Consider the following 23,865-nt stretch of genomic DNA (forward strand, 5'->3'; position numbering starts at 1 on the left):
TCAATTTTTAGGATAAATGACTATGAAAAATATTATTAAGCAATTTAAAAAACAAGCGCAAGCTTACATTGACTTTCGAGCGCCACAGACAAGTGAGATTAATTTAAAAGCTAATAAAATCATTACCATCATCAAGGAAGCCCAAAACAAACATCTTGCCCTTCATGCCATTTATGAGGACGATAGTTTTACAGGAGATTTGGTCAAATACGATGCTAAAAACGGCAAGCTCATTTTGAAGAACTTCCAAAAGAACATTTCAACCATTATTCCTATTGATGACATCAAGCGTCTAAGCTTAGTGCCACCGACAGTTAGAAAATCTCAGTTGCAAAATCTCAACAAAAAATGAACGACCTAAACACAAATGTTTATCAGTCGTTCATTTTTTTATTATTACTGCATTAATTATGCGCGAACAGTTTTGCTGGAACCATCGTTTTTGTAAAGGTTAACGAGCCCTTCTTTACAAGCACGAATCATGTCGCCAGGTTGAACCGCTTGTGGGACAGTGATTGTTAGTAATTCCATTGGATTTGGAGCGCGGTCGATTTTGTTTCCATCAGCATCGTGCAAGTCTTTGATAGTTGTTTCAAAGTGACGAAGACCTGGACCGTAAAATTCGACCTTATCTCCTTCGAGGATAACGTTACGTTGACGGATTGTTGCTGTCATTGTGCTTTCATCAAAGGCAACAACTTCTCCGACAAATTTATATTGTGGTATTTTACGACGAGCGCCAAAGAGTTGCTCGTTTTCTGTTGGTGTTTTGTAGTAGAAACCAGTTGCCAATTCACGTTGAGCAACTTTCCAAAGCTCATCAAGCAATTCGCCTTTGATGGCTTCGAATTTTGCTGGGCTTTCTAGGTAAGCATCAACAGCTGCGCGGTAGCAGTTTGTAACTGTTGACACGTAGTGAATTGATTTCATACGACCTTCAATCTTGAAGCTATCAACACCATTATCAATCAAATCTGGCAAGTGTTCAATCATACACATGTCAACTGATGACATTGAAAATGGTTCTGGAATTTCACCTTCAAGACTTTTACGTTCCTGACCAAATGGCATATCGTAAAGGTCATATTTCCAACGGCAAGATTGTGAGCATCCACCGCGGTTAGCATCACGGTGACTCATGTGGTTTGAAAGGACACAACGTCCTGAATAACCGATACACATTGCCCCGTGAACGAAGGCTTCAATTTCAAGTGATGTGTGTTTGCGGATTTCTGCAATTTCAGCAACCCCAACTTCACGCGCCAAAACAACACGTGATACACCAACTTCTTCCCAGAAAGCGAATGCTTCATAGTTAGTTGTAGAAGCTTGTGTAGACACATGGACTTCTAAACCTGGTGCTTCTGTTAAACAAATTGTAATCATGGCTGGGTCTGATACGATAACTGCATCTAATCCCATATCACGAAGTTGACGGAACCACTCTCCTGCACCGACTTCGTTTCCTTCGTGAGTAACCATGTTAGCTGCGACGTGCACACGAGCACCGCGAGCATGGGCATAGTTAATCCCTTCTTGCAATTCTTCCATAGAGAAGTTACCAGCACGGCTACGAAGACCGTATTGTTGACCACCTACGAAGACTGCATCTGCTCCGTAATCTACAGCGACTTTTAATTTTTCAAGAGTTCCAGCAGGTGCTAAAACCTCTGGACGTTTAAAATTATTTTTTGACATTATAATCTTCCTATTTTCAAGATAGTAAAAATGATTTTTGATAAACGCTAAGCTTTATCCATTTAACTGTGTAATCCTGCTTATCATGCCCTGAAATAGTAACTCAATCATGATAAACAGATATTTGCGTGAGCCTTATTTGACTTCTTCTGGATCAAATTCGTAGAATCCAGTTCCTAGTGTACGTCCTTTTGGATGCAATTTACGGATTTCTTCATCAAACAAGAAAGCTTGATCTGATGTGAATTCACCAGCTTCCATCAAGGCTTTTGTTTTCACAAAGATTTTTGCGATTTCAACAAAATCATGACCTGGGCAGTAGATACCATCTAATTTCCAGTGTGTGTAATTGTGTTCAACCAACTCAGTTATTTTTGGCATCATATCAAGGTCGTCAGTATCAAAGATGTGTGTACCGTGTTTGTCTTCATAAATTGAATAGTGTGAGTCTTTGTTACTTGGTTCAGCAAGGAAAAGACCACGTTCACGTGTTTTTTCATCATCAATGTGTGTAAAATTATAGTAATTTTGCAACAAAGGACGTTTTGAATGATGGATAACAGTTGCCCCGTAGACAAGCACTTCAGCTGGGTAGCGAAGATTTTCAGACATTTGGAACAACTCTGCTGATGGGATTTCGCGTGCAAGAACCGTTTCACTTGCTCCGTGGTCACCCCAGAAGTTTACTTGACGGCTTGATGTCACGAAAACTGAAGCATCGTAAATCATCTTGAAGTTGTAGCCTTCGTGTTTGTTGATGTGGAAAAGACCAGCATCACAAGCTACTACGTAATCAGCTTTAATTTCTTTCAAGAAATCAAGGTATGGTCGAACGGCATTGATCATGTCTTGGTGGAGCAATGCATTACATGCAACACTCAATTCTTTACCAGCGGCATGAACCATATCAGCAATCTCACGAAGTTCATCATACGTGAAATTGTGCGGCAAACGCAAACCATAATTTTCTTCACCCACATAAATGCGGTCAACACCTGCATCTAAGAGCTCTTTGACCTGCTCGATAGATTCAGCTGTCGCAGTAATAATTATTTTTTCCATAACGTTTTAATTATACCACTCCTATAACAATTCGTCACTCAGATCTCCTCAGAATCCTTTTGTTATAGCTTTCTAAAGTATTTTAATCTAGCTTCAGAATGAGCAAAACTTTATGAGAGGAGAGACTCAAAAAGAAATCCTCATTTTGAAACAAAAAAGAGGAACAACTATTTTAAACATATTTTTGACAAAGAGTCAAGAGCTTTTTTTAAAAAAAGGTGACAAACATATTAATTTATGGTATGATATCAGTTGAAATAGAGGAGAGGGATTATGCCAACACCGTTAAAGCAACATAAAGACCTTGAAGAACAAGAACAACATCTTCAGGTAGATGATACCCCTAAATTTTACGAATTTCAGGAAATTAATCACAGAAGCGCTAAGCTCAAGGAACTCATGTTCTTTGCCCGTATCGCTTTATTTGCTATTTCCACTGTAGTGGTATCTTTCTTTTTACTTGTCTTGAATCTGGCGCCAATCTGGGCTTTCTTGTTTGCCTCTCTTATCAGCCTAGCCATTACGTCAGCTGTTTCAAGCATTATTTGGTCATTAAGACATTGATAAACAAAACTCCCATTGCTGGGAGTTTTTTAATACGAAAAAAGCGGCCCTTTGGACCGCCTTTTTATTATGCTTTAGTATCTTCTTCTGATTTTTCAGCTTCAGCTTTTGGTTCTTCAGAAGGTGTTTCATCTTCTTTTGCTGTGTAATCAATGATAATATCATCAACTTCAGCTTCCACATCTTCTTTGACATCTTCTGCTTTATCAGCAACATCGTCAACGACATCAGATACTTTTGATGTTAATTCTGATACTTTTTCAGTCGCATAGTCAGCAGCTGCTTGACCTTTTTCTTTAACGATTTCAAGAAATTCATCAGTTGTTAGTTCGCCTGATTCAAATTTTTCTTTGTAATCGTTAAAAGTGTCTACTGCTAAGTCAGTGTATTCTGTTGCCTTATCTTTAGCTTTTTGATGGTATTCAGAAGGATTTTCTTTGTAAGCTTGATATGCTTTACTTGCTTTTTTCTGTAATTCTTTACCTTTTTCAGTAGATAGGAAATAAGCTGCGGCTGCACCTGAGGCAACACCAATAATCACATTTCTCAATAATTTACTCATGCTCTTTCTCCTTTTTTAATAGTTTTGAGGCAACTTTACCGACAGCATAAGCTGCACTAGCTTTACCAACATTTGATGTCGCTTGAGTGGCTTTTTGAGAGAGACGACGCGCTTGCGCATTCAAATCAGAAACTGATTCTGAAAGGTCTGCTACTGCGACAAACAAAGGATCAATCGTTGATACTTTGCCATTGACATCTTCTACTAAAACGTTAGCTTTAGCGAGGATTTCATTGGCTTGGTGAAGCGAGACATTCACATCACTTGTCAACACTTTAATCGTTTCTTTTGACTCCTCAATAGTCTCATTAACAACATCAACTGTTTTATATAGTTTAACACCAATTGGTATAAAAACGCCAACCATAACTGCAAAAGCGATGGCAAAAATTAACAAAGCTACTTCTAACATCTTATCTCCTATCTCCTAAGCACTTATTCCTGATAATAAGGAATATCTTTTTGGTTTCTTCTCCAAACGATCAAGACAATTCCAAGAAGAATTAATACGGCTGACAACCATTGTGACACTCGCATACCTAAGAACATCAAACTATCTGTTCGCATGCCTTCAATCACAAAGCGTCCGCAACCATACCAAATCAAATAAAAGAACGTCACTTCTCCTTGTTTTAGAAAATGTGGACGGTGTCTCACACTCATAATAATGATAAAACCAAGCAAGTTCCACATTGACTCGTATAAAAAGGTCGGAACGCGATAACTACCATCGATATACATTTGATTTTTAATGAAATCAGGCAAGTAGTCAAGACTCTTAACAGCTTTACCATAAGCTTCTTGATTGATAAAGTTTCCCCAGCGCCCAATAGCTTGCGCAATCATCACACCAGGAGCAGCGATATCTAAGAAATCAAGTGGATTAATGGCACGATAATAAGAAAAGACAAAGAGAACAATGGCTCCCGTCAGCAAACCACCATAGATGGCTAGACCACCATGCCATACTGCAAAAATCTCAGTCCAAGGCTGACTAGCGTAATAGTCAAAATCAAATATCACATAATAAAGACGAGCCCCGATAATCGCTATTGGAAAAGCAATTAAAATAAAATCTAAAATATCATCTGGAATAATCTTACGTCGTGGTGCTTCCTTCATAGCTAAATAAACTGCTAGAAGCATACCTGAAACAATGAAAAGCGCATACCAGCGAATGGCAAAGGGACCAAATTGAATCGCGATTGGATTTATCATTAGTTCCCCTCATTCTTTGTAATGAGTTGGGTCAAGCGTTCTTCAAAAGTCTTCGTCGCATCAAATCCCATTTGTTTGGCACGATAATTCATGGCAGCTGCCTCAATGACAACTGACATGTTTCGACCAGTTTGAACTGGGATACGTAGACGTGGAATTTTGACTCCTGACAACTCAAGCTCTTCATTACCATTTCCAAGACGGTCAAAGACTTTTCCTGACTCATAATTTTCAAGGTAAATGGCCAATTGAACTTGTGATGAATCCTTAACAGCACTTGCACCGTATAGGCTCATAACGTCGATAATCCCAACTCCGCGAATTTCTAGCAAATGACGAAGAATCTCAGCTGGTTCACCCCAAAGGGTTTCTTCATCTTTAGCAAAAACATCCACACGGTCATCAGCTACCAAACGGTGACCACGTTTAACCAACTCAAGACCTGTTTCACTTTTACCAATACCAGAGTCTCCTTGAATCAAGACACCCATGCCGTAGATATCCATCAAAACACCATGGACACTTGTACGTTCTGCCAAGCAAGAATCAAGATACCATGACATTTCACCAGACAAACGACTAGTTGGAACGTGACTTTGCAAAATCGCAATGCCTTTTTCCTTAGCAGCGCTAATCATTTCCTCTGGAATAGCCAAATTACGCGCCACGATAATGGCTGGTGTTTCTGGCTTAATCATTTCTCTTAGGACATGACGACGGTTGTGTGAGGTCATTTTCGTTAGATATGACCATTCTTTCATCCCTAAAAGCTGCAAACGCTCTGGTGAATAATAATCAAAATAGCCAGTCATTTCAAGCCCTGGACGTGAAATATCTGACGTTGTAATCTCTTTTGATAATAAGTCATCATCACCGTAGATAACATCAAGTTTTACCTTGTCGACTAACATTTTTACAGTAACTGACATGTCTCATACCATGAACTTTTTACAAAAAATGTAAAATGAATTGAAAACGATAAAAATAGGCTTTTCTTATAACAAGTCCATTTTCACTAAAGTAACAATTCTGTTCAATCCTTTTCCTCTTTTTTCATTATTATATCACAATCAGCCTAAAAAGTAAGCGCTCACGCAAGCTTTTGAAAATTAATTATTAGCTTTTCCAAGTACACGTAAAAAGGCTTGAGACTTTTCCCAAACCTTTTCTTGTTTCATAGACTAGGATAAGTTCCTGTTATACTTATCTAGACATTTTTGATTACAACATTAAAAACTCTATTTGTCAGTGATTACCAGAACCAGCCGTCATTGTCGTCATCATCGTCAACAACTTCAGCATCCTTTCTTCGACGTGGCCCCGTACCATATTGGTCACGAGTGATATCTTCTTTGTAAGGAAGAAAAATTGCTAAGAGGATGTAAAGCAAAATGCCAAAGCCATAAAAGTACATTAGCAATGCTGCTAGGACACGTGTCAAAGGCAAGTCCCAGCCAAACTTATCAGCAATTCCGGCGCAAACACCACAAACCAGTTTATTCTTTCGCTGTTTATAAAGAGCTGATTTCATCTTTATCCCTTCCTTCTTTTCTCACTATAATGATTATACCTAATTTCTTTACAAATAAAATCAGCCTTACGACTGATTTTATAATTAGAAAGTCTGTTTCTGATAGTTCTCTAAGTTTCTAGACTTTTGATTTCTAAGAGTTTCCCATGGCAGCGGCCGCAGCGATATTTTTTGGTATTGACACGGCGTTTTCTACGATACTCTTGTCTGCACTTTTGGCAACGATAGCAATGATAATGCGTCTCACTTGGCATAGTCGGTGTGTAGCGAAGGCCATCAACCTTTTGAAGTAATTCTTTAAAATCTGCGTCAGCGTGTTTGTAACCTTTTCCTTCAAAATAAAGATGATAATGGCAAAGCTCATGACGAACAATCTTTCGAAAGTTCTCCAGTCCAAACACCTCAAGGATTTTTGGATTAAAATCTAGATGCCCATCAGCTGGGAAAAAGCGTCCGCCAGTTGTCCTGAGACGAGTGTTCCAGATAGCTATATGTCGGAAGTCTTTTCCAAAATCTTCTTGTGAAACTTCTTTGACGTAATTAGTTAAGTTCACGTAAATCTACCAAAGAAAGGTTAATTTTGCCACGCTCTTTATCGATTTTTGAAACCCACACTGTGACCACATCACCAACAGAAACGACTTGGCTAGGGTGTTTAACAAAGGATTTGCTCATTTGTGAAATGTGAATCAAGCCATCATCGTGAAGACCGATATCAACAAAGGCACCAAAATCGACCACATTTCGAACAGTCCCTTCTAATTTTTGTCCGATTTCAAGGTCAGAAATATCAAGCACATCTTGGCGAAGGACTGGTGCTTCAAAATCATCACGCAAATCACGACCTGGTTTTAAGAGATCAGCAATGATATCTTTCAGCGTTTCTTGACCAAGTCCGATTGTTTCAGCCATATCTTTTACAGACACCGCTTGAAGTTTTGCCTTAGCCGAATCATCCAAATCAGTGATGTCCAGCTCTTTCAGCAAGCGTTCAACAGCCTTATATGACTCAGGGTGAACACCAGTGTTATCAAGGATGTTTTCGGCTCCTGGAATGCGTAAGAAACCTGCTGCTTGTTCAAAGGCTTTAGCCCCCAGACGTGGCACTTTCTTAATCTCTTCACGCGAACTGATACGACCGTGTTCATCACGGTATTTAACGATATTTTCTGAAATGGTTTTATTTAATCCTGATACGTGTGACAAGAGTGCTGGACTTGCTGTATTAATGTTAACCCCGACTTGGTTAACCACGGTATCAACAACGAAATCTAGGTTTTCAGCCAATTTTTTCTGACTTACATCGTGCTGGTATTGGCCGACACCAATTGATTTTGGATCGATTTTAACCAATTCTGCCAAAGGGTCTTGAAGACGACGAGCAATAGAAATGGCAGAACGTTTTTCAACCGTCAAGTCTGGGAACTCATGGCGAGCAAGCTCAGAAGCAGAGTAGACAGAAGCTCCGCTTTCATTGACAATAACATAAGAAACGTCTGGAAAATCTTTCAAGACTTGCGCTACGAATGCTTCACTTTCACGGCTAGCTGTTCCATTTCCGATAGCGATAATTTCAATGCCATAGCTAGAAATGAGCTCAGCTAAATCTTTTTTAGACTGTTCGATTTTGGCTTGGCTAGCAGGTGCAACTGGGTAAATCACTTGTGTTGTCATGAGTTTACCTGTTTGGTCAACCACGGCTAGCTTGGCTCCTGTACGAAAGGCAGGGTCAAAACCAAGAACCATTTTCCCTTTTAGCGGTGATACTAAAAGCAAGTTGCGAAGATTTTCTGAGAAAAGCTCTATAGCCCCATCTTCAGCACTTTCTGTCAACTCACTGTGAATACGGCGTTCCATAGCTGGAACGATTTTTTTCTTGATGGTTTTTGAGATGACATCGTCGATGTAAGCATTTCTGTTTTTAAAACGTGACGCCATGAAACGAATCATCTTGTCAGTATTGTGGTCAAAACCAACTTTTAAAATGCCTAGCTTTTCACCACGGTTAAGAGCTAAGATGCGGTAGCCTTGCATTTTAGAAACTTTTTCTGAGAAATCATAATAGATTTGGAACGTTTTTTTATCATCAGCAGTTTCATCTTTAACGCTCGAAACAACAGAACTATATGACCAGATTTCATTGTAAACCCATGAGCGAAGGCGATTGTCTTCTGAGAAAGATTCAATCAAGATTTCACAAGCTCCTGCGATAGCTTTATCAGCTGTTTCAAACCCATCACAAATAAAAGCTTGAGCTTCTTTTTCAAGCGAAGCTTTGTTTTGTAAAATCAGGCGTGCTAGGGGAAATAGCCCTGCTTCTCTGGCAATGGTTGCTTTAGTACGACGTTTTTCCTTGTAAGGAAGGTAAAGTTCTTCAACGTCAGCCAATTTTTCAGCTGCCTCAATTGCTTTTTTGAGCTCAGCTGTTAATTTTCCTTGTTCTTCAATTTTACTTAATACCGTTGCTTTGCGTTCAGCTAAAGCTGTCATGCTTTTATCCAAATCAATGATAGCCTTAATTTGAACTTCATCCAAATTACCAGTCATTTCTTTACGATAACGAGCGATGAAAGGAATGGTATTTCCTTCGCTTGTCAACTCGAGAACTTTGGCAATTTGGTTCTCTTTAATTGTTAATTCTTGAGCAATTTTATGTATATTTTCATTTTTCATAGCCTTTCTATTATATCAAAAAAACTCTTAAAGCTGGGATTTTTACTGATTCTTTTGATGATTTTTAACTTAACTTTTACCGAATTTTATCAAATTCTATCTTATAAATATCCGCTTAGCTTTTGCTGATTTTTTCAAATGATAGTATAATAACTGGTGACTATATTTAGAAAAGAGGTGTCCATCTTATGGCAATCACTCACAAACGTCAAGACGATTTAGAGTCAATGTTTGCAAACTTTGCAAGTTTTCCAAAAGTCTCTAGCGACCCTGAAAAAGAAAAGGAAAGTAAGGATAAAAACGATAAGAAAGCGACTCATTAAGTTTTATGGACATTTTTAATCACTTACCAGCAAGTGTCTTACAATGGTTTGCGATTTTTATCTCAATTATCATTGAGGCCTTGCCTTTTGTTTTGCTTGGAACGATTTTATCTGGTTTTATCGAGGTTTACGTGACACCTGATTTGGTGCAACGTTACCTCCCTAAAAATAAATTCCTACGAATTCTCTTTGGAACCTTCGTTGGTTTTATTTTCCCTTCCTGTGAATGTGGGATTATTCCCATCATCACACGCTTTCTAGAGAAAAAAGTTCCTAGCTACACTGCTGTTCCCTTTCTAGCCACAGCACCGATTATCAACCCTATCGTGCTTTTTGCAACATACTCAGCCTTTGGAAATAGCTGGCGCTTCTTGTGGTTGCGACTTCTTGGTGCTGTTGTTGTTGCTATCACGCTTGGAATTATGCTTGGCTTTGTGGTCGATGACAATATTTTAAAAGAAGATATGGCACCATGTCATTTTCACAATTACTCTGGTGAACCTTGGTATCGCAAGATTTTCCTCGTTTTAGCACATGCTATCGATGAATTATTCGACACTGGGCGTTATCTGGTCTTTGGGTCTTTGGTAGCTTCGGCTATGCAGATTTATTTGCCAACCCATATCCTAACCAAAATCGGTGGAAATGCCTTAACAGCCATTCTAGTGATGATGCTGTTAGCCTTCATCTTGTCACTTTGTAGTGAAGCCGACGCCTTTATTGGTGCTTCACTTCTCTCAAGTTTTGGGACTGCACCAGTCCTTGCCTTTCTTTTGATTGGTCCAATGGTGGATATCAAAAACCTCATGATGATGCTCAATTCCTTTAAGAAACGTTTTATCGTGCAATTTATTAGCGTTTCTGCTGGGATGATTATCCTTTACTGTCTACTTGTGGGGGTGATTGGATGATTCGATTTTTAATTCTTGCTGGTTATTTTGAATTAACCATGTACTTACAAATTTCAGGAAAATTAAATCAGTACATCAATAACCACTACGCTTATCTAGCATACATTTCCATGGTGCTGTCATTTGTTTTAGCTATCGTGCAATTAATTATCTGGGTTAAAGATTTGAAAATGCACAGCCATTTACATGGAAAATTAGCGAAAATCACCAGTCCAATGATTCTGGTCATTCCAGTACTTATCGGACTTTTAGTTCCAACAGTAACCTTGGATTCTACAACGGTTTCTGCCAAGGGTTACCACTTCCCACTTGCAGCAGGCTCAACTGGAACAGTCAGCGAAGATGGCACACGTGTCCAATACCTAAAACCAGATACCAGTCTTTATTTCACTTCTGCTGCTTATGATAAGGAAATGCGAAAAGAAATGAAAAAATACAAAGGTTCTGGTGATTTGACCATTACAACGGATAATTACATGGAAATCATGGAGCTCATCTACCTTTATCCTGATGAATTTTCTGGACGTAATATCACTTATACTGGTTTTGTCTATAATGAACCAGGTCACGATGGTTATCAATTTCTTTTCCGTTTTGGTATCATTCACTGTATTGCCGATTCAGGTGTCTATGGGCTTTTAACGACTGGCAATGCTACTAGCTATCCAAACAACACATGGATTACAGCAACTGGTACCATTAGTCTTGAGTACGATAAGACTTTGGAACAAAACTTACCAGTCCTACACATTTCTAAGATTAAAGAAACAGATGCCCCTGATAATCCTTACGTTTATCGCGTCTTTTAGATAATAAAATCCCACCAGACTAATAAACTGGTGGGTATTTTTTAGTTATTTTTCTTGTAAGAAACAGCTAGTCTAATAATGTTAAACAGTGTCAAGATTCCCCAAACCGCCATGATTTGCCACTTGGCTTCAGCAAGATAAATCAGCGTTAAGACAAGCGTCGATGAGGTCAAGAGAATTGTCGATAAATGTGCTTTTACGAAATCAAGCATTTCCTTAAATAATCCCTTCTAAGAGACCACGGATAAAGTCTTCAGAGTCGAATTCACCGATATCATCAATCTTCTCACCAAATCCAATGAATTTAACTGGGATATCAAGTTCTTGGCGGATAGCTAGAACAACACCACCTTTGGCAGTTCCATCGATTTTAGTCAAGATGAGTCCTGTTAATGGTGTGATTTTTGAGAATTCTTTTGCTTGGCTAAGAGCATTTTGACCTGTCGAAGCATCAAGTGCAAGAAGGGTTTCGTGCGGAGCATCTGGTACCACGCGCTTAATGATTCGACCAATTTTTTCAAGCTCTGCCATCAAATTATCTTTGTTTTGCAAACGACCTGCGGTATCAATCAACAGAACGTCAACATTTTCAGCGACAGCTCTTTCCATACCATCAAAGACCACTGAAGCTGGGTCTGCTTTTTCTGGTCCCGTCACAACTGGGACATCAACACGTCGTCCCCATTCCGCAAGCTGAGCAACGGCACCAGCACGGAAAGTATCAGCCGCAACAAGCATGACTTTCTTGCCTTCATTTTTGTATTTATAAGCAAGCTTACCGATTGATGTTGTTTTACCAACTCCGTTGACTCCGACAAAGAGCATAACAGTCAACCCATCTTGGAAATTGATTTGTTCGTTAAAGACACCATCTTTTTCATAGATTTCAACCAATTTTTCAATGATGACACGTTTCAAATCATCAGCTTTCTTAGCGTTTTCAAGCTTAGCTTCATAACGCAAGTCTTCTGTCAATTGTGTAGCCACATTAACACCGACATCAGACAAGATAAGCATTTCTTCTAATTCTTCAAAGAAGTCCTCATCCACACGACGGAAATTTGCTAGAAAGGCATTCAAGCGTGCGCTAAATCCTGTGCGTGTCTTTTTAAGACTGCGATTGTATTTTTCTTCTTCAGTCTCAACAGGTGCATTAACTGACTCTACTGACTCTTCTTTTACGTCTTCTTGTTTTGTTTCAACAGCTTCAAATTCAACTGTTTCACCACGGTCTAAAGCCTCTTTGGCTGCTTCTTTTTTAGCATAATAATCTGCCATGACTCCTGAAAAATCAGCTTCAGCTGCTTCCTTAGTTTCATCAAGCTGTCTAGCTTCTTCAGAAACTGGAGTTACTTCACTTTCAATCACGTCTTCTGCTTGAGCTTGAACGGCAGCTGGTTCTGCTACTTCTTTACTCTCATCAGCAGAAGTTTCTTCAAGTGCCTGAGCAATTTCTTGTTCTTCAATCTGCTCTTTTGTATCCTTTTTCTTTCCAAATAAACGATCAAATAATCCCATATTAAGCTACCAAGAGAACATACTGTCCTCTTATCCTTTCTACTTAGCTTCTAAAATGTATTTTTTAACAGCTTCTGCGACGCCAGACTCATCATTGGTACGACTTGTCACAGCATCTGCTGTTTCTTTTGCGATTGCAACACCATTTGCCATAGCAACACCTAACCCAGCCCATTTTAACATGGAAAGGTCGTTTTCTTCATCACCCATAGCCATGACATTTTCTGATGATAAGCCTAGGTGTTTAACTAGTTGATTCAAACCAGCAGCTTTATGAACCCCTTTAGGCATCATTTCTACTATGATATCACGTGATTTAAAAATTTCAAAATGTTGATATAGTTCTTTTGGCAATTTTAAGAGTTGTTGATCCAAAAATTCTGGTTTTGTGACACTAACCACCTTATTGTAAATCACATTTTCAGGAATGTCAGCAAAGCTATCAACCGTTACAAATTCAAGGGTTGGATTTGCTTGCGGGTAGTGCGATTCATTGCCACGACAGGAAAGACTGTAGACAATGCCGTCACTAAGCACATCAAATGGTAGAGCTAAGGGCTCTAGATGACGGTACAAAAGCTGAAGCTGAGAACGGCTGAGCTCGCTCTTAGCTAAAATCTCACCTGTCGTCTTTTGAACCAAGCCACCATTAAAGGTAATCAGATAATCCTCATCAGAAATCAAGTCTAATTCTTCAAGCAAACCACTGATAGCTTTTAGTGGTCGTCCTGTCGTGATAACCACTTTGACACCCATATCACGCGCTGCTCTAAGAGCCAATTTATTTTCTCGTGTGACAACTTTTTGGCTGTTAAAGAGTGTGCCATCTAGGTCCAAGGCAAGCAATTTAATATCTGCCATTAATCAACTAATCCTTCCATATAAGCCATCACCGACTCTTCATCACAATGTCCGATAATTTCGCTAGAAATCTCTTTGATTTCTTGACGAGCATTTTTGGTTGCAACTGCTCTTCCAGCAAATTCAAGCATTTCATAGTCATTGAGGTTATCTCCAAATGCAACAACTTCCGCAGCTGATAATCCATAAGACTCACAAAGTGCTTCAAGGCCTGTTCTTTTGTTGACATCAGAAAGAATGATGTCGATTGATTTAAAGCCTGTCGTTACTGCCTTAACGTAATCAATACGTTGGTTAAACCAAGCTTCACCTTTTCGAACCGTATCTTCTGCAAAGTTAGCAGTCACTTTCAAGATATTATCAGTAACATTTGCTAGATTATCAACACGTTGCACATTTTCATAGTAATGACTGATAAATTCAAGGTATTCATCACTGGCCTTAGGATGCAAGTAAGCTCCATTTTCACCAGATAATAAGAAATCATAACCTGTCATATAAGGACTTTCAATTAAAGTATCCGTAATCTCTAAAAATTGTGGTTTTGTTAAACCAGATTCAAAAACTGTCTTTTCACCGACTTTAACAAGTGTTCCGTTTTCAGCAATAAAAGCCATTTTATCAGCATGTGGCGCAAACATTTTTTCCAAAGCAAGCATTGAACGCCCACTAGCTGCCACAAATAACATATCGTTCTTTTCAAATTTTTCGAGGACATTATGGAGGCGTTGATTGTCATAAAAGCCTTTACTAGTCAAGAAAGTGCCGTCCATATCTGTCGCTACAAGTTTTACCATTTTTCTCTCCCTCAATATTACATAATTCTATTCTAGCAAAAAACGCCAACTTTTTCCTGCTAATAATCTATTCTTTTTCAGCAAGTGCTCTTAGTAATTTTTTAGTAGAAACAAAATCTTTTTGATACTTTCTTAGGTGGTGTGGTCGGCAGCGAATTTCTTCAAAATTCCATGTCTAAGTTTTGAGCCTAAGGTCTCAAAACTTCCCGGTGGCTTATTTCATCGCCGCTTCAGCCACTATCACCACGGCGGAAAGTATCCTTTTTAAGAGCATAGCTCGCAAATATGCTAAAAAGCTATTTAAAACAATAATAACTTGAAATTGATTTTATATTTTTTAAAATTTTTTTGAAAAAAAGCTAGGTTTTAAAAACTTTTTTTCGAATAGATTATTTAGAAGAATATTATTTAAAGAGGTAAACGATGATGAAAAAAACAAATCGCGCTTTCTGGATTTCTGGCTTATTGGTACTGACTGTGTGTGGAGGGGCTTTGGCTCTCAATCAGCATTCGCAACACAAGCATACAAGCGTAACAGCCAGTCAACACCTTCACCGAAGCACTAAGGGCAAAAGCACTTCATCTTCTGCTAAGAAAAAAGAAGGCGACAAGCGCCTTGATTTATTCCAACTGCCAAATGAAAAAAAGATTACCAACGATTTAGTTAAAGATGGAAAAACTATCGTCGATTCTAGACAAGTTAGCAAAGAAGCTAGTCAATTGGATTTTGCGGCGCTAGCTCAAGGTGATTTTTCTAGTCTTGCTGGAACATGGCAGGACGCCAACGGCTTTACTTTCGAATTTTCTCCAGAGGGCATTGTCTCAGAAAATGGTAGATTGACTTTGTCTGCTCTCGCTTACGATGATAAAGGCGAAGCTATTTCTCAAGTCTCTTCTCAAAGAGGCGGTGGTTTCATCTTGTACTACTATGCTGCAGGTAATCAAATTCCTGATTGGCATTTTAGTATCACTGACTCTGACCCATCAGACTACGGTCGTGATCGTCTCTTTGCCACTCAGCTTAGCCGTTTCGACTATGAATCAACACAGCAATTCATAAACAGCGTTTTCTATAAAGTTTCTAACAACTACAGCAAAGTCTCACAAACCGAATCTGAGTCAGTAGAAACGCCAGAAGAAGACACCAAACAAGACTTGCAAAATGGCGAAACTACAACAGATGAGCAAGCTTCTGACACACAAGAAAATACTCAAAATGATGTAAAAACTGAAGAATAACAAACAAAAAGCCCAGCTATTGCTAGGCTTTTAAAATCTGAATTACTATTCATTTTTCAGAATATCTACCAGATATGGAACAATTTTTTCTCCGTCCAAATCATTCAAAACACTTATCCAACGATAATCAGTATGTTCTTCGGGATTTAATGTGACATTTATTTCCTTATTCTTAGGAAGATGAGCAGCATAAACTAATCTAGTGTATACAACACCATTATCTAAATTACTATCTTCATGAATAATATCATCTATTTTGATCTGAAGTCCTACTTCTTCAAGACACTCTCTGATGGCAGCACCTTTCGGCAACTCCTCACTCCCAACGCTACCCCCAGGAATATCCCAATAAAACGGATAAACATTATTTCTACCATAGCTTGTTGCAACGCGTTTTATCACTAAGTATTTTTCGTGATATTTTATTAAACTGTGCGCAATTAGTTTATTTACCATTTTTTACCCTTTAATGATTATTCCACAAGATTTTCAGCATCTTTTAATTTAACGGATACGATGCGTGAAATTCCTGATTCTTGCATGGTTACCCCGTAAATGCTATCAGCGGCTGCCATAGTTCCTTTACGGTGAGTAACGACGATGAACTGACTTGATTTATCAAAGCGATTGAGGTAGTCACCAAAACGTTTGACATTTGCCTCATCGAGCGCTGCTTCCACCTCATCAAGAATAACAAATGGGATGGTTTTGACACGAATAATGGCAAATAGCAGAGCTAAAGCTGATAGAGCTTTTTCCCCACCTGACATTAAATTCAAGGATTGAATTTTCTTACCTGGTGGTTGGACAGAAATCTCAACCCCTGCTGTCAGCAAGTCACCTTCTGTCAATGATAAATCAGCAGAACCACCACCAAACATTTGCGTAAAGGTTTGCTTGAAGGATTCACGAATGGCATTAAAGGTTACTTGGAAGCGTGATTTCACTTCATCATCCATGTCATTAATGGTATCAAGTAGAAGGTTCTTAGAATGAACCAAATCTTCTTTTTGACCGTTCAAGAAAGTCAAACGATTATTAACTTCATCGTATTGAGCAATAGCATCCAAGTTGATTGGTCCTAATGCCTTGATACGGCGGCGCAAATCTTGCAGACGTTCGCGAGCAATAGCCATATCTTCCACAACCTGACTAGCTTCTTTGGCTTCAGCCAAGGTCATGTGATAATCTTCTGTCAAATCGTGTGTGAAGCCACGCAAACGTTCAGAAACTTGAGCAACTTGGGCTTCAACTTGGGCTTGTTTGCGGATTAATTCTTCATTTTTTTGATTTTCTTTGGCAACTTGTTCTTCGAGTTCTTCAAGATTAGCTTCACAATCTTCCAGTTCAAAACGAAGGCTAACCAAGCGTTCTTCTTCGCTTGCTTTTCTTGTCACAGCTTCGTCATGTTGTTTTTTCAGAAGTGGCAAGTTTTCAATTTCTTGATCACTCGCATGAAAGGCAAGTAAATCTTCACATTTTGCCATTTCTGCTTTATTTTCAGCTAAGCTGATATCAAGACGTGTCTTGTTGGCAGATTCAAACTTGCGTTCGCTGAGAAGTTCACGCTCTTGAAGTTTCGCTTGTGACAAGTCTTGACGAAGTTGTTCAACTTTTTGCGTAATGGCATTTTTATTTTCTTTGATTTGGTCAATCTGGCTTGTCAACTCTTGCTTACGTTCAGCAACTTTTGTTAACTCAGCTTCAAAGTGAGCTTTTTGAGATTCCAAATCATTTGAACTGTTATCAGTCTCACTTTCTTGAAGTTGTTTGCAGAGTTGCTTAACATCGTTCAAGCGTTCAGCCAATTGTTGGTATTCCAATTCAGCTTTTTGTTCTGCAAAACGAGCTTCTTCACCTTGAGCTTTCAGGCTAGCTAATTCTTCTTTGTTAGCTAGCAATGTTTCGTGAAGAGTTTGAACCAATTTTTCTTGTGCGACTTGTTTTTCTTGAAGGTCATTTAATTCAGCCACAAGATTGTCTAACTCTGGTTTGATAAATGTGGTGTTATTTTGACGATTGGCACCACCTGAGAATGACCCACCAGGGCGAATCTCAGTACCATCTAAAGCTACCAAACGCACTTGATAGTGCAATGCACGCGCAGCCTTATTAGCATTATCGACCGTATCAAAAACAGCTGTTACTCCAAGAAGATTTTGGAAAATATTGTCCAAGCGTTTATCAAATGACACCAAGTCACTTGCCACACCAAGGAATCCTTGGCTAGAAGACAAAATAGCTTGATTTTGTTGTGATAAATGACGCGCTTTGATAGTCGTAAGCGGCAAGAAAGTGGCACGTCCTTGACGGTTTTTCTTCAAGAAGGCAATTGAACGTTTTGCAGCTGCCTCGTCTTCAACAATCACATGTTGGCTTGAGCCACCAAGAGCAATTTCAAGGGCTGTTTGATACTTACGGTCAAAGCTTAAATGCTCACTTACAGCACCAATGATACCACCAAGTTGGCTAGAAGCTTGTAAGACAGACTTAACACCTGCGTAGAAATTACTGTGATTTCTAAGGATAGATTCAAGACTAGACTTACGAGCTTGCTTAGATTTAATGACATCTAACTGGTCAAACATTTTCGTCTGCTCAGCTTGATAATCTTTTTCAAGTTGGCTTGTCTTAGCAAACAATTCCTGATAAGCATCTAGAAGCTCTTTAACTTGTTTGCGTGCGACTTCAAAGCTTTCAAGAGATTCTTTAGCAGTTGCTTTTAATTCTTCCAAGTTAGCCTGTGTCTGTGCTAATTCTTCAGATTTTGATTCTGATAATTGTTTTTGATTATCAATATCAGCTTGTGTCATGGTTAACTTGTTAGACAAATCTGCTTCTTCTTGCATCAAGCTAACAAATTCTTCACGTAATTTTTCAATGACTTGATCTGGGTCAGTTGAAAAGCGATCCAATTCAGCTTGCAATTTTTGAATCGTTGCTGTAGTTTCGGTCAATTCGTCATCTAATTTTGTCAGCTGACCTTCTTTTTGCGCTAATTCTTCTCGTAAGCTTTCCTGACTAGCCTTAAGCTCAGCTAATTGGCTAGTAGCCACTTGTTTTTTCTCTTCTTTTTGACTTGATTCTAAGGCAATCAAATCCATTTGGCGTTCAAGGTCAGAAATAGCTTTTGTAATATCTACCAAGCCAGCCTGTTTTGTCGCCATTTCTTCAGACAATTGGTGACGTTTTGCTTTTAAGGCTTGATTTTGTTTTTCAAATTGCTGACGTTGTTCATAGTAAGCTGACAAGTCTGACTTGATGCTAGCCAAATCTTCCTTCAAGCTATCCAAACGGACTTTATCAGTTTGAATATCTTCTACCAAGACATTCAAATGAAGTTGCTTGCGCTCATCTTCCAAGCCAATAAACTCTTTAGCGACTTGCGCTTGGCGTTCCAAAGGCTTCACTTGAGCTTCCAGTTCGTAGATAATATCATCTAGACGGTCCAAGTTATCTTGGGTTTGATTGAGCTTAGTTTGTGTTTCTTTTTTACGTGTCTTGTATTTTAAAACACCAGCCGCTTCTTCAAAAATCGCACGACGTTCTTCTGGTTTACTGTTGAAAATCTCTTCGACGCGACCTTGCGAAATAACTGAGAAAGAATCACGGCCAAGACCTGTATCCATAAACAAATCATGAATATCACGCAAACGCACCCTGCGACCATCAATCAAATACTCGCTATCGCCATTTCGGTAAATATGTCGTTCTACTCGAATCGTCTCTTTAGCATCTTTGATAAAGCCATCTGAATTATCTAAGCTAACAACAACTTGAGCGTAGTTCAATGGTTTGCGGTTTTCAGCTCCAGCAAAAATGACGTCTGGCATCTTGCCACCACGTAAATTTTTAGCAGAAGATTCCCCAAGCGCCCAACGTAAACTTTCGGTAATGTTAGATTTACCAGAACCATTTGGACCTACAACGGCTGTAACTCCCTTATCAAATTCAATTGTCGTCTTGTCTGCAAAGGACTTAAAGCCCTGCATTTCAATTTCTTTTAAATACATAAAATGAGAGATGAAAAGGCAAAGACCTTCCCGAACTAACAACTAAGAAGAGCTTAACAGACCTTCTTATCGTCTTCTAGGCTACGCCAAACACGTATCATATGACCTAGGGCAGGTTGGACATTTGCCTTTACGAATTCCTTTCAAACGTCTTATTGAAGAGTGGCAAGCGCATTTTTAGCAGCATCTTGCTCAGCTAATTTCTTAGATTTTCCGATTCCTTTACTTTTAGCTTCGTCATTGACATACACAGTCACTTCAAAGACTTTGGCATGCGCAGGACCAGATTCATTTGACACACGATAGTCAATAGTGACATCACCGTGGCCTTGCAATAATTCTTGCAAGGTTGTTTTGTAATCTTTGACACGTTCAAAGTTACCCTTTTCAACTTGCGGAATCATGACTTGATTCAAAAATTTATTAACCGCTTCAACCCCTTGGTCCATCAAAAGTGCACCAAGAAAGGCTTCAAATAAGTCACCTAAGATAGTGTCGCGGTTACGTCCACCAGATTTTTCTTCACCATTACCAAGTTTGATGAATTCATCAAAACCACAGTAACGTGAAAAGCCTGCTAATGATTCTTCACGAACAATAACAGAACGCATCTTAGACAAATCACCTTCTGGTTTCTTCGGATATTTTTTAAACAAATACTGAGAAATCAAAAGTTGAAGAACCGCGTCTCCTAAAAATTCCAAGCGTTCATTGTGTGAAATGTTTAGGAGGCGATGTTCATTAGCGTAAGATGTGTGAGTAAATGCAGTTTCAAGCAATGTTTTATCTTCAAATGCGATTCCAAAGTCTCGCTGAAGTTTTGTATCTAAAGCTTGCATAGATAAATCTCCCTTCAAAAATTGGTCTATTTTTAATCAATTAAGCCTTTTCCTAATCTCAAAAGGCTAGCTTATTTAAAACAATAATTTTCTTTTTATAGACTATTTTATTATACCAGAAAGTTAGAAAAAATGGGAATTCTCCCTAAAATCCCTGTAATTCTTTTCTATTATAGGGACGTTTTTTAGGGTAACAAGAAAACCTAGCTCTTTCGTGCTAGGTTTTTGTTCTTATAGACCTGCTAAAGGCGTTGCTTCATCAGGTGATGTATCAAAAACAGTCATGTCATGACCAACAGCAAAATCTGCTTGCATCAAGTTATTTTCCATAGTCATGTGTGCCAATTCTTTGATATTATTTTCCTTACTTAAGTGTCCAAGGTAAATTCTTTTTGTGCGATTGCCGATAGTGCGAATCATGGTATCAGCACCATCTTCATTTGACAAGTGACCACGATCAGATAGAATACGTTGCTTCAAGCTCCATGGATAAGAACCCGCACGCAAAATATCAACATCATGGTTTGACTCAATCAGATAACCATCAGCATTTTCAATCACACCCGCCATTCGATCACTAACATAACCAGTATCAGTCAGCACGACAAATGACTTATTATCTTTCATCAAACGGTAAAACTGCGGATCAACAGCATCGTGGCTGACTCCAAAACTTTCAATGTCAATATCACCAAAAGTCAATGTTTTACCACGTTCAAAGACATGTTTTTGCCCAACATCAAGTTTTCCAATCATGTTGCGATCATCAATCATTTGCCAAGTTTTGGCATTGGCATACACATCAAGATTGTATCTGCGAGCCAGCACTCCAACTCCTTTAATATGGTCAGAGTGCTCGTGCGTAATCAAAATAGCATCCAAATCTTCTGGTTTTCGGTCAATTTCAGCAAGAAGACTGGTAATTTTCTTACCAGTCAAACCTGCATCTATCAAAAGACGTTTCTGTGGCGTTTCCACATAAAATGAATTTCCAGTTGAACCGGAGGCTAAGACACTGTATTTAAAAGCATTCTCAGACATCTAGTCCTCGTCATCCTCCCATTCATCATAAATATCAGAATCCTTCTCATACGGAAGAACAATTGTAAATGTTGAGCCCTTACCATAGGTACTTTGAGCCCAAATAAATCCTTTATGTTGTTTGACAATTTCTTTAGCAATGGCAAGTCCAAGCCCTGAACCACCTTGGGCACGACTTCTAGCCTTATCAACACGGTAGAAACGGTCAAAGATTAACGGCAAGTCTTTCTTCGGAATACCAAGTCCTTCATCAGAAATCGAAATAATCAACTGAGTTTCAGTCGTCTTCATGCTAACAGTGATTTTTCCACCATCTGGTGAGTACTTAATGGCATTATTTAGGATATTATCCAAGACTTGTGTCATCTTATCTGGGTCAATTTCAACCCAGATTGACTTGATTGGATAGTCTCTGACAATCTCGTATTGCTTGCCAGCAACCGTGTGTTGACTTTTAATCTGGTCAAAACGATTCAAAATAGACGTCATAAAGGCTGTGAAGTTAGTCATTTCAACTTCTAGCTGCACCGTTTGATTGTCAATTCGAGACAGATTAAGCAAATCTGAAATCATGCGAATCATACGGTTGGTTTCATCCAAAGAAACTTTAATGAAACTTGGTGCAATATCTTCTTTCAGAGCCCCTTCATCCAGCGCTTCAAGATAAGATTTAACCGAAGTAAGTGGCGTACGCAATTCATGACTAACGTTAGAAACGAACAAGCGACGTTCACGGTCTTCTTTTTCTTGTTCCGTCGTATCATGCAAGACAGCAATCAGCCCAGAAATAAAACCACTATCTCTGCGATTTAAGGCAAATCGAATACGCAAAGTAATAAATTCTCCCGTCTCATCACGACGGTTTAGAACAATTTCTGGCGTCTTAGACACCAAATCGTGGTAAGAATAGTCGCTATCATCGCCAAGAATGTCAACGATATTCATCCCAAGAGCTTCTTCACGTTCAAGATTCAATTGCATTTGAGCCGTCTGGTTAATCATGGTGATATTTCCAGAACGGTCAGTCGCTAGCACCCCATCAGTCATATAAGACAAAATACTTGCTAAACGATTCTTTTCTTGAGCTAGATTTTCTTGAGCCAAACGAAAGACAGTTGACAAATCATTTAACTGACCAGCCAACTCTGCTAAATCTCTGTCTTTTTCAATGATAATATCTTCTGTGTATTTTCCTGTAATCAGTTCACGAACCTTACCACTCAAACGACGAATATTAACTGACGTCCTGTAATCTCTGATAGCCAAATGAATAAAATAAATGGCTACAAAAGCTAATAAGAAAAGAATGGCTTGTTCAAAAAGATATTGATTCTGTACCATTGTATTATTCATAAGACTTCATGTAGTAACCAACACCGCGACGTGTCAAAATGTATTCTGGACGACTTGGAGTATCTTCGATTTTTTCACGCAAACGACGGATAGTAACGTCAACTGTGCGGACATCACCAAAGTAATCATAACCCCAAACAGTTTCCAAAAGGTATTCACGCGTCATCACTTGTCCCATGTGAGTTGCCAAGTGGTGAAGCAATTCAAACTCACGGTGTGTTAATTCAATGTCTTCGCCGCGTTTTTGAGCGACAAAGGCATCAGGCAAAATCTTCAAATCGCCGATGGTAATTTCAGAATTTGATGAAGAAGCATTTTCCTCAGCAACTGCTGATTCGATGTTCTCAGTACGACGAAGGTGTGCTTTGACACGTGCTAACAATTCACGATTTGAGAAAGGTTTTGTGACGTAGTCATCTGCTCCGATTTCAAGACCGATAACTTTATCGAACTCGCTATCTTTAGCAGAAAGCATAATAATCGGAATATGACTTGTTTTACGAACTTCTTTTGCAACTTCAAGTCCATCCAATTCTGGCAACATCAAATCCAAGATAATCAAATCAGGATTTTCTTCTTCAAATTTAGCAATTGCTTCACGACCATCAAAAGCCGTAACAGTTTCATAACCTTCTTTAGTTAAGTTAAATTTAATAATATCTGAAATTGGTTTTTCATCATCAACAATAAGAATTTTTTTCATATGTCACCTCTTCAATTCTATGTCAGTAGAATAAAAAATTCTCAAACAACAATTTCTATGTCATTTTATTTACAAAAATGACCTCTATCCTTAATTATATCAAAATTCAAGATTAATTGGAAACCTTGGATACTTTTGAAACCAGAACGT

The 23,865-nt window shown here is 38.7% G+C and carries 25 protein-coding genes; 6 read left to right on the top strand and 19 right to left on the bottom strand.

Going from position 1 to position 23,865, the window contains the following annotated elements; translation table 11 throughout:
• Positions 1 to 22: 22 nt before the first annotated feature.
• The gene (locus BMX18_RS02110) at positions 23 to 352 is read left to right on the top strand and encodes a hypothetical protein (RefSeq protein WP_074481797.1); all 330 of its coding nucleotides are present in this window, start codon (positions 23 to 25) and stop codon (positions 350 to 352) included.
• Between the two features lie 56 nt (positions 353 to 408).
• Here the strand turns inward: BMX18_RS02110 and BMX18_RS02115 are convergent, their stop codons facing one another.
• A complete protein-coding gene (locus BMX18_RS02115) occupies positions 409 to 1,698 on the bottom strand; it encodes a peptidase U32 family protein (RefSeq protein WP_074481449.1) in 1,290 nt (429 codons plus the stop codon).
• Positions 1,699 to 1,833: 135 nt separating this feature from the next.
• Positions 1,834 to 2,760, bottom strand: a complete 927-nt coding sequence (locus BMX18_RS02120) for a peptidase U32 family protein (RefSeq protein WP_074481448.1) — start codon at positions 2,758 to 2,760, stop codon at positions 1,834 to 1,836.
• A gap of 273 nt (positions 2,761 to 3,033) precedes the next feature.
• Between BMX18_RS02120 and BMX18_RS02125 the strand changes: the two genes are divergently transcribed.
• Positions 3,034 to 3,324 (top strand): DUF3270 domain-containing protein, encoded by a 291-nt coding sequence (locus tag BMX18_RS02125; RefSeq protein ID WP_014335084.1) that lies wholly within the window; start codon positions 3,034 to 3,036, stop codon positions 3,322 to 3,324.
• A 67-nt stretch (positions 3,325 to 3,391) separates the two neighbouring features.
• On the opposite strand, the gene BMX18_RS02130 is transcribed toward BMX18_RS02125, so the two are convergent.
• The 7 genes from BMX18_RS02130 to BMX18_RS02160 all read right to left on the bottom strand — a co-directional run bounded on the left by BMX18_RS02130 (position 3,392) and on the right by BMX18_RS02160 (position 9,308).
• Positions 3,392 to 3,886, bottom strand: coding sequence for a YtxH domain-containing protein (locus BMX18_RS02130; protein ID WP_074481447.1), 495 nt, complete (start codon positions 3,884 to 3,886; stop codon positions 3,392 to 3,394).
• Entirely contained in the window at positions 3,879 to 4,298 is a 420-nt protein-coding gene (locus BMX18_RS02135; protein ID WP_014335086.1) for a DUF948 domain-containing protein, read from the bottom strand. The genes BMX18_RS02130 and BMX18_RS02135 overlap by 8 nt, the downstream gene beginning before the upstream one ends.
• A 23-nt stretch (positions 4,299 to 4,321) precedes the next feature.
• Entirely contained in the window at positions 4,322 to 5,104 is a 783-nt protein-coding gene (lgt, locus tag BMX18_RS02140; protein WP_093814871.1) for a prolipoprotein diacylglyceryl transferase, read from the bottom strand.
• A complete protein-coding gene (gene hprK, locus BMX18_RS02145; protein WP_093814873.1) occupies positions 5,104 to 6,033 on the bottom strand; it encodes an HPr(Ser) kinase/phosphatase in 930 nt (309 codons plus the stop codon). Before hprK ends, lgt begins: the two co-directional genes overlap by 1 nt.
• A 323-nt stretch (positions 6,034 to 6,356) precedes the next feature.
• Positions 6,357 to 6,635 (bottom strand): PspC domain-containing protein, encoded by a 279-nt coding sequence (locus BMX18_RS02150; protein WP_039696523.1) that lies wholly within the window; start codon positions 6,633 to 6,635, stop codon positions 6,357 to 6,359.
• Positions 6,636 to 6,745: 110 nt separating this feature from the next.
• Entirely contained in the window at positions 6,746 to 7,189 is a 444-nt protein-coding gene (locus BMX18_RS02155) for a SprT family protein (RefSeq protein ID WP_074868120.1), read from the bottom strand.
• The gene (locus BMX18_RS02160; protein ID WP_093814874.1) at positions 7,176 to 9,308 is read right to left on the bottom strand and encodes a Tex family protein; all 2,133 of its coding nucleotides are present in this window, start codon (positions 9,306 to 9,308) and stop codon (positions 7,176 to 7,178) included. The genes BMX18_RS02155 and BMX18_RS02160 overlap by 14 nt, the downstream gene beginning before the upstream one ends.
• 188 nt (positions 9,309 to 9,496) lie before the next feature.
• Here BMX18_RS02160 and BMX18_RS02165 point away from each other — a divergent pair, with 188 nt between their 5' ends.
• Genes BMX18_RS02165 through BMX18_RS02175 form a run of 3 tightly spaced genes read left to right on the top strand, consistent with a single transcriptional unit; the run spans position 9,497 to position 11,351 of the window.
• Positions 9,497 to 9,631 (top strand): SPJ_0845 family protein, encoded by a 135-nt coding sequence (locus BMX18_RS02165; protein ID WP_006532749.1) that lies wholly within the window; start codon positions 9,497 to 9,499, stop codon positions 9,629 to 9,631.
• 5 nt (positions 9,632 to 9,636) lie between these two features.
• A complete protein-coding gene (locus BMX18_RS02170; RefSeq protein ID WP_006532750.1) occupies positions 9,637 to 10,542 on the top strand; it encodes a permease in 906 nt (301 codons plus the stop codon).
• Positions 10,539 to 11,351: a TIGR03943 family putative permease subunit gene (locus tag BMX18_RS02175; protein ID WP_074868126.1), complete on the top strand. Its 813-nt coding sequence runs from the start codon at positions 10,539 to 10,541 to the stop codon at positions 11,349 to 11,351. The genes BMX18_RS02170 and BMX18_RS02175 overlap by 4 nt, the downstream gene beginning before the upstream one ends.
• A gap of 41 nt (positions 11,352 to 11,392) precedes the next feature.
• Here BMX18_RS02175 and BMX18_RS02180 read toward each other — a convergent pair whose 3' ends face one another.
• From BMX18_RS02180 to BMX18_RS02195, 4 genes are read right to left on the bottom strand one after another with little or no spacing between them, the layout of a single operon-like run.
• Positions 11,393 to 11,563, bottom strand: coding sequence for a hypothetical protein (locus BMX18_RS02180; RefSeq protein ID WP_006532752.1), 171 nt, complete (start codon positions 11,561 to 11,563; stop codon positions 11,393 to 11,395).
• Between the two features lie 4 nt (positions 11,564 to 11,567).
• Entirely contained in the window at positions 11,568 to 12,869 is a 1,302-nt protein-coding gene (gene ftsY, locus BMX18_RS02185; RefSeq protein ID WP_093814876.1) for a signal recognition particle-docking protein FtsY, read from the bottom strand.
• A gap of 39 nt (positions 12,870 to 12,908) precedes the next feature.
• A complete protein-coding gene (locus BMX18_RS02190; protein WP_074602522.1) occupies positions 12,909 to 13,730 on the bottom strand; it encodes a Cof-type HAD-IIB family hydrolase in 822 nt (273 codons plus the stop codon).
• Positions 13,730 to 14,527 carry an HAD-IIB family hydrolase gene (locus BMX18_RS02195; protein ID WP_074602524.1) on the bottom strand — a complete coding sequence of 266 codons (798 nt, stop codon included), beginning with the start codon at positions 14,525 to 14,527 and terminating at the stop codon, positions 13,730 to 13,732. The genes BMX18_RS02190 and BMX18_RS02195 overlap by 1 nt, the downstream gene beginning before the upstream one ends.
• A gap of 423 nt (positions 14,528 to 14,950) precedes the next feature.
• On the opposite strand from BMX18_RS02195, the gene BMX18_RS02200 reads away from it, so the two are divergent.
• Positions 14,951 to 15,766, top strand: a complete 816-nt coding sequence (locus tag BMX18_RS02200) for a DUF6287 domain-containing protein (RefSeq protein ID WP_093814878.1) — start codon at positions 14,951 to 14,953, stop codon at positions 15,764 to 15,766.
• A 45-nt stretch (positions 15,767 to 15,811) separates the two neighbouring features.
• Here the strand turns inward: BMX18_RS02200 and BMX18_RS02205 are convergent, their stop codons facing one another.
• From BMX18_RS02205 to yycF, 6 genes are all read right to left on the bottom strand, one after another.
• Positions 15,812 to 16,222 carry an NUDIX hydrolase gene (locus tag BMX18_RS02205; RefSeq protein ID WP_093814880.1) on the bottom strand — a complete coding sequence of 137 codons (411 nt, stop codon included), beginning with the start codon at positions 16,220 to 16,222 and terminating at the stop codon, positions 15,812 to 15,814.
• A gap of 17 nt (positions 16,223 to 16,239) precedes the next feature.
• On the bottom strand, positions 16,240 to 19,779 hold the full coding sequence (smc, locus tag BMX18_RS02210; RefSeq protein WP_093814882.1) for a chromosome segregation protein SMC: 3,540 nt from the start codon (positions 19,777 to 19,779) through the stop codon (positions 16,240 to 16,242).
• 152 nt (positions 19,780 to 19,931) lie between these two features.
• Positions 19,932 to 20,618 (bottom strand): ribonuclease III, encoded by a 687-nt coding sequence (gene rnc, locus BMX18_RS02215; protein ID WP_020917219.1) that lies wholly within the window; start codon positions 20,616 to 20,618, stop codon positions 19,932 to 19,934.
• Between the two features lie 231 nt (positions 20,619 to 20,849).
• Positions 20,850 to 21,659 carry an MBL fold metallo-hydrolase gene (locus BMX18_RS02220; protein ID WP_093814884.1) on the bottom strand — a complete coding sequence of 270 codons (810 nt, stop codon included), beginning with the start codon at positions 21,657 to 21,659 and terminating at the stop codon, positions 20,850 to 20,852.
• The gene (gene vicK, locus BMX18_RS02225) at positions 21,660 to 23,012 is read right to left on the bottom strand and encodes a cell wall metabolism sensor histidine kinase VicK (protein ID WP_093814886.1); all 1,353 of its coding nucleotides are present in this window, start codon (positions 23,010 to 23,012) and stop codon (positions 21,660 to 21,662) included.
• The gene (gene yycF / locus BMX18_RS02230) at positions 23,005 to 23,715 is read right to left on the bottom strand and encodes a response regulator YycF (protein WP_039696509.1); all 711 of its coding nucleotides are present in this window, start codon (positions 23,713 to 23,715) and stop codon (positions 23,005 to 23,007) included. The genes vicK and yycF overlap by 8 nt, the downstream gene beginning before the upstream one ends.
• Positions 23,716 to 23,865: the final 150 nt, after the last annotated feature.

It is taken from the genome of Streptococcus sp. 45 (assembly GCF_900108865.1).
Taxonomy (GTDB): Bacteria; Bacillota; Bacilli; order Lactobacillales; family Streptococcaceae; genus Streptococcus; species Streptococcus ruminicola.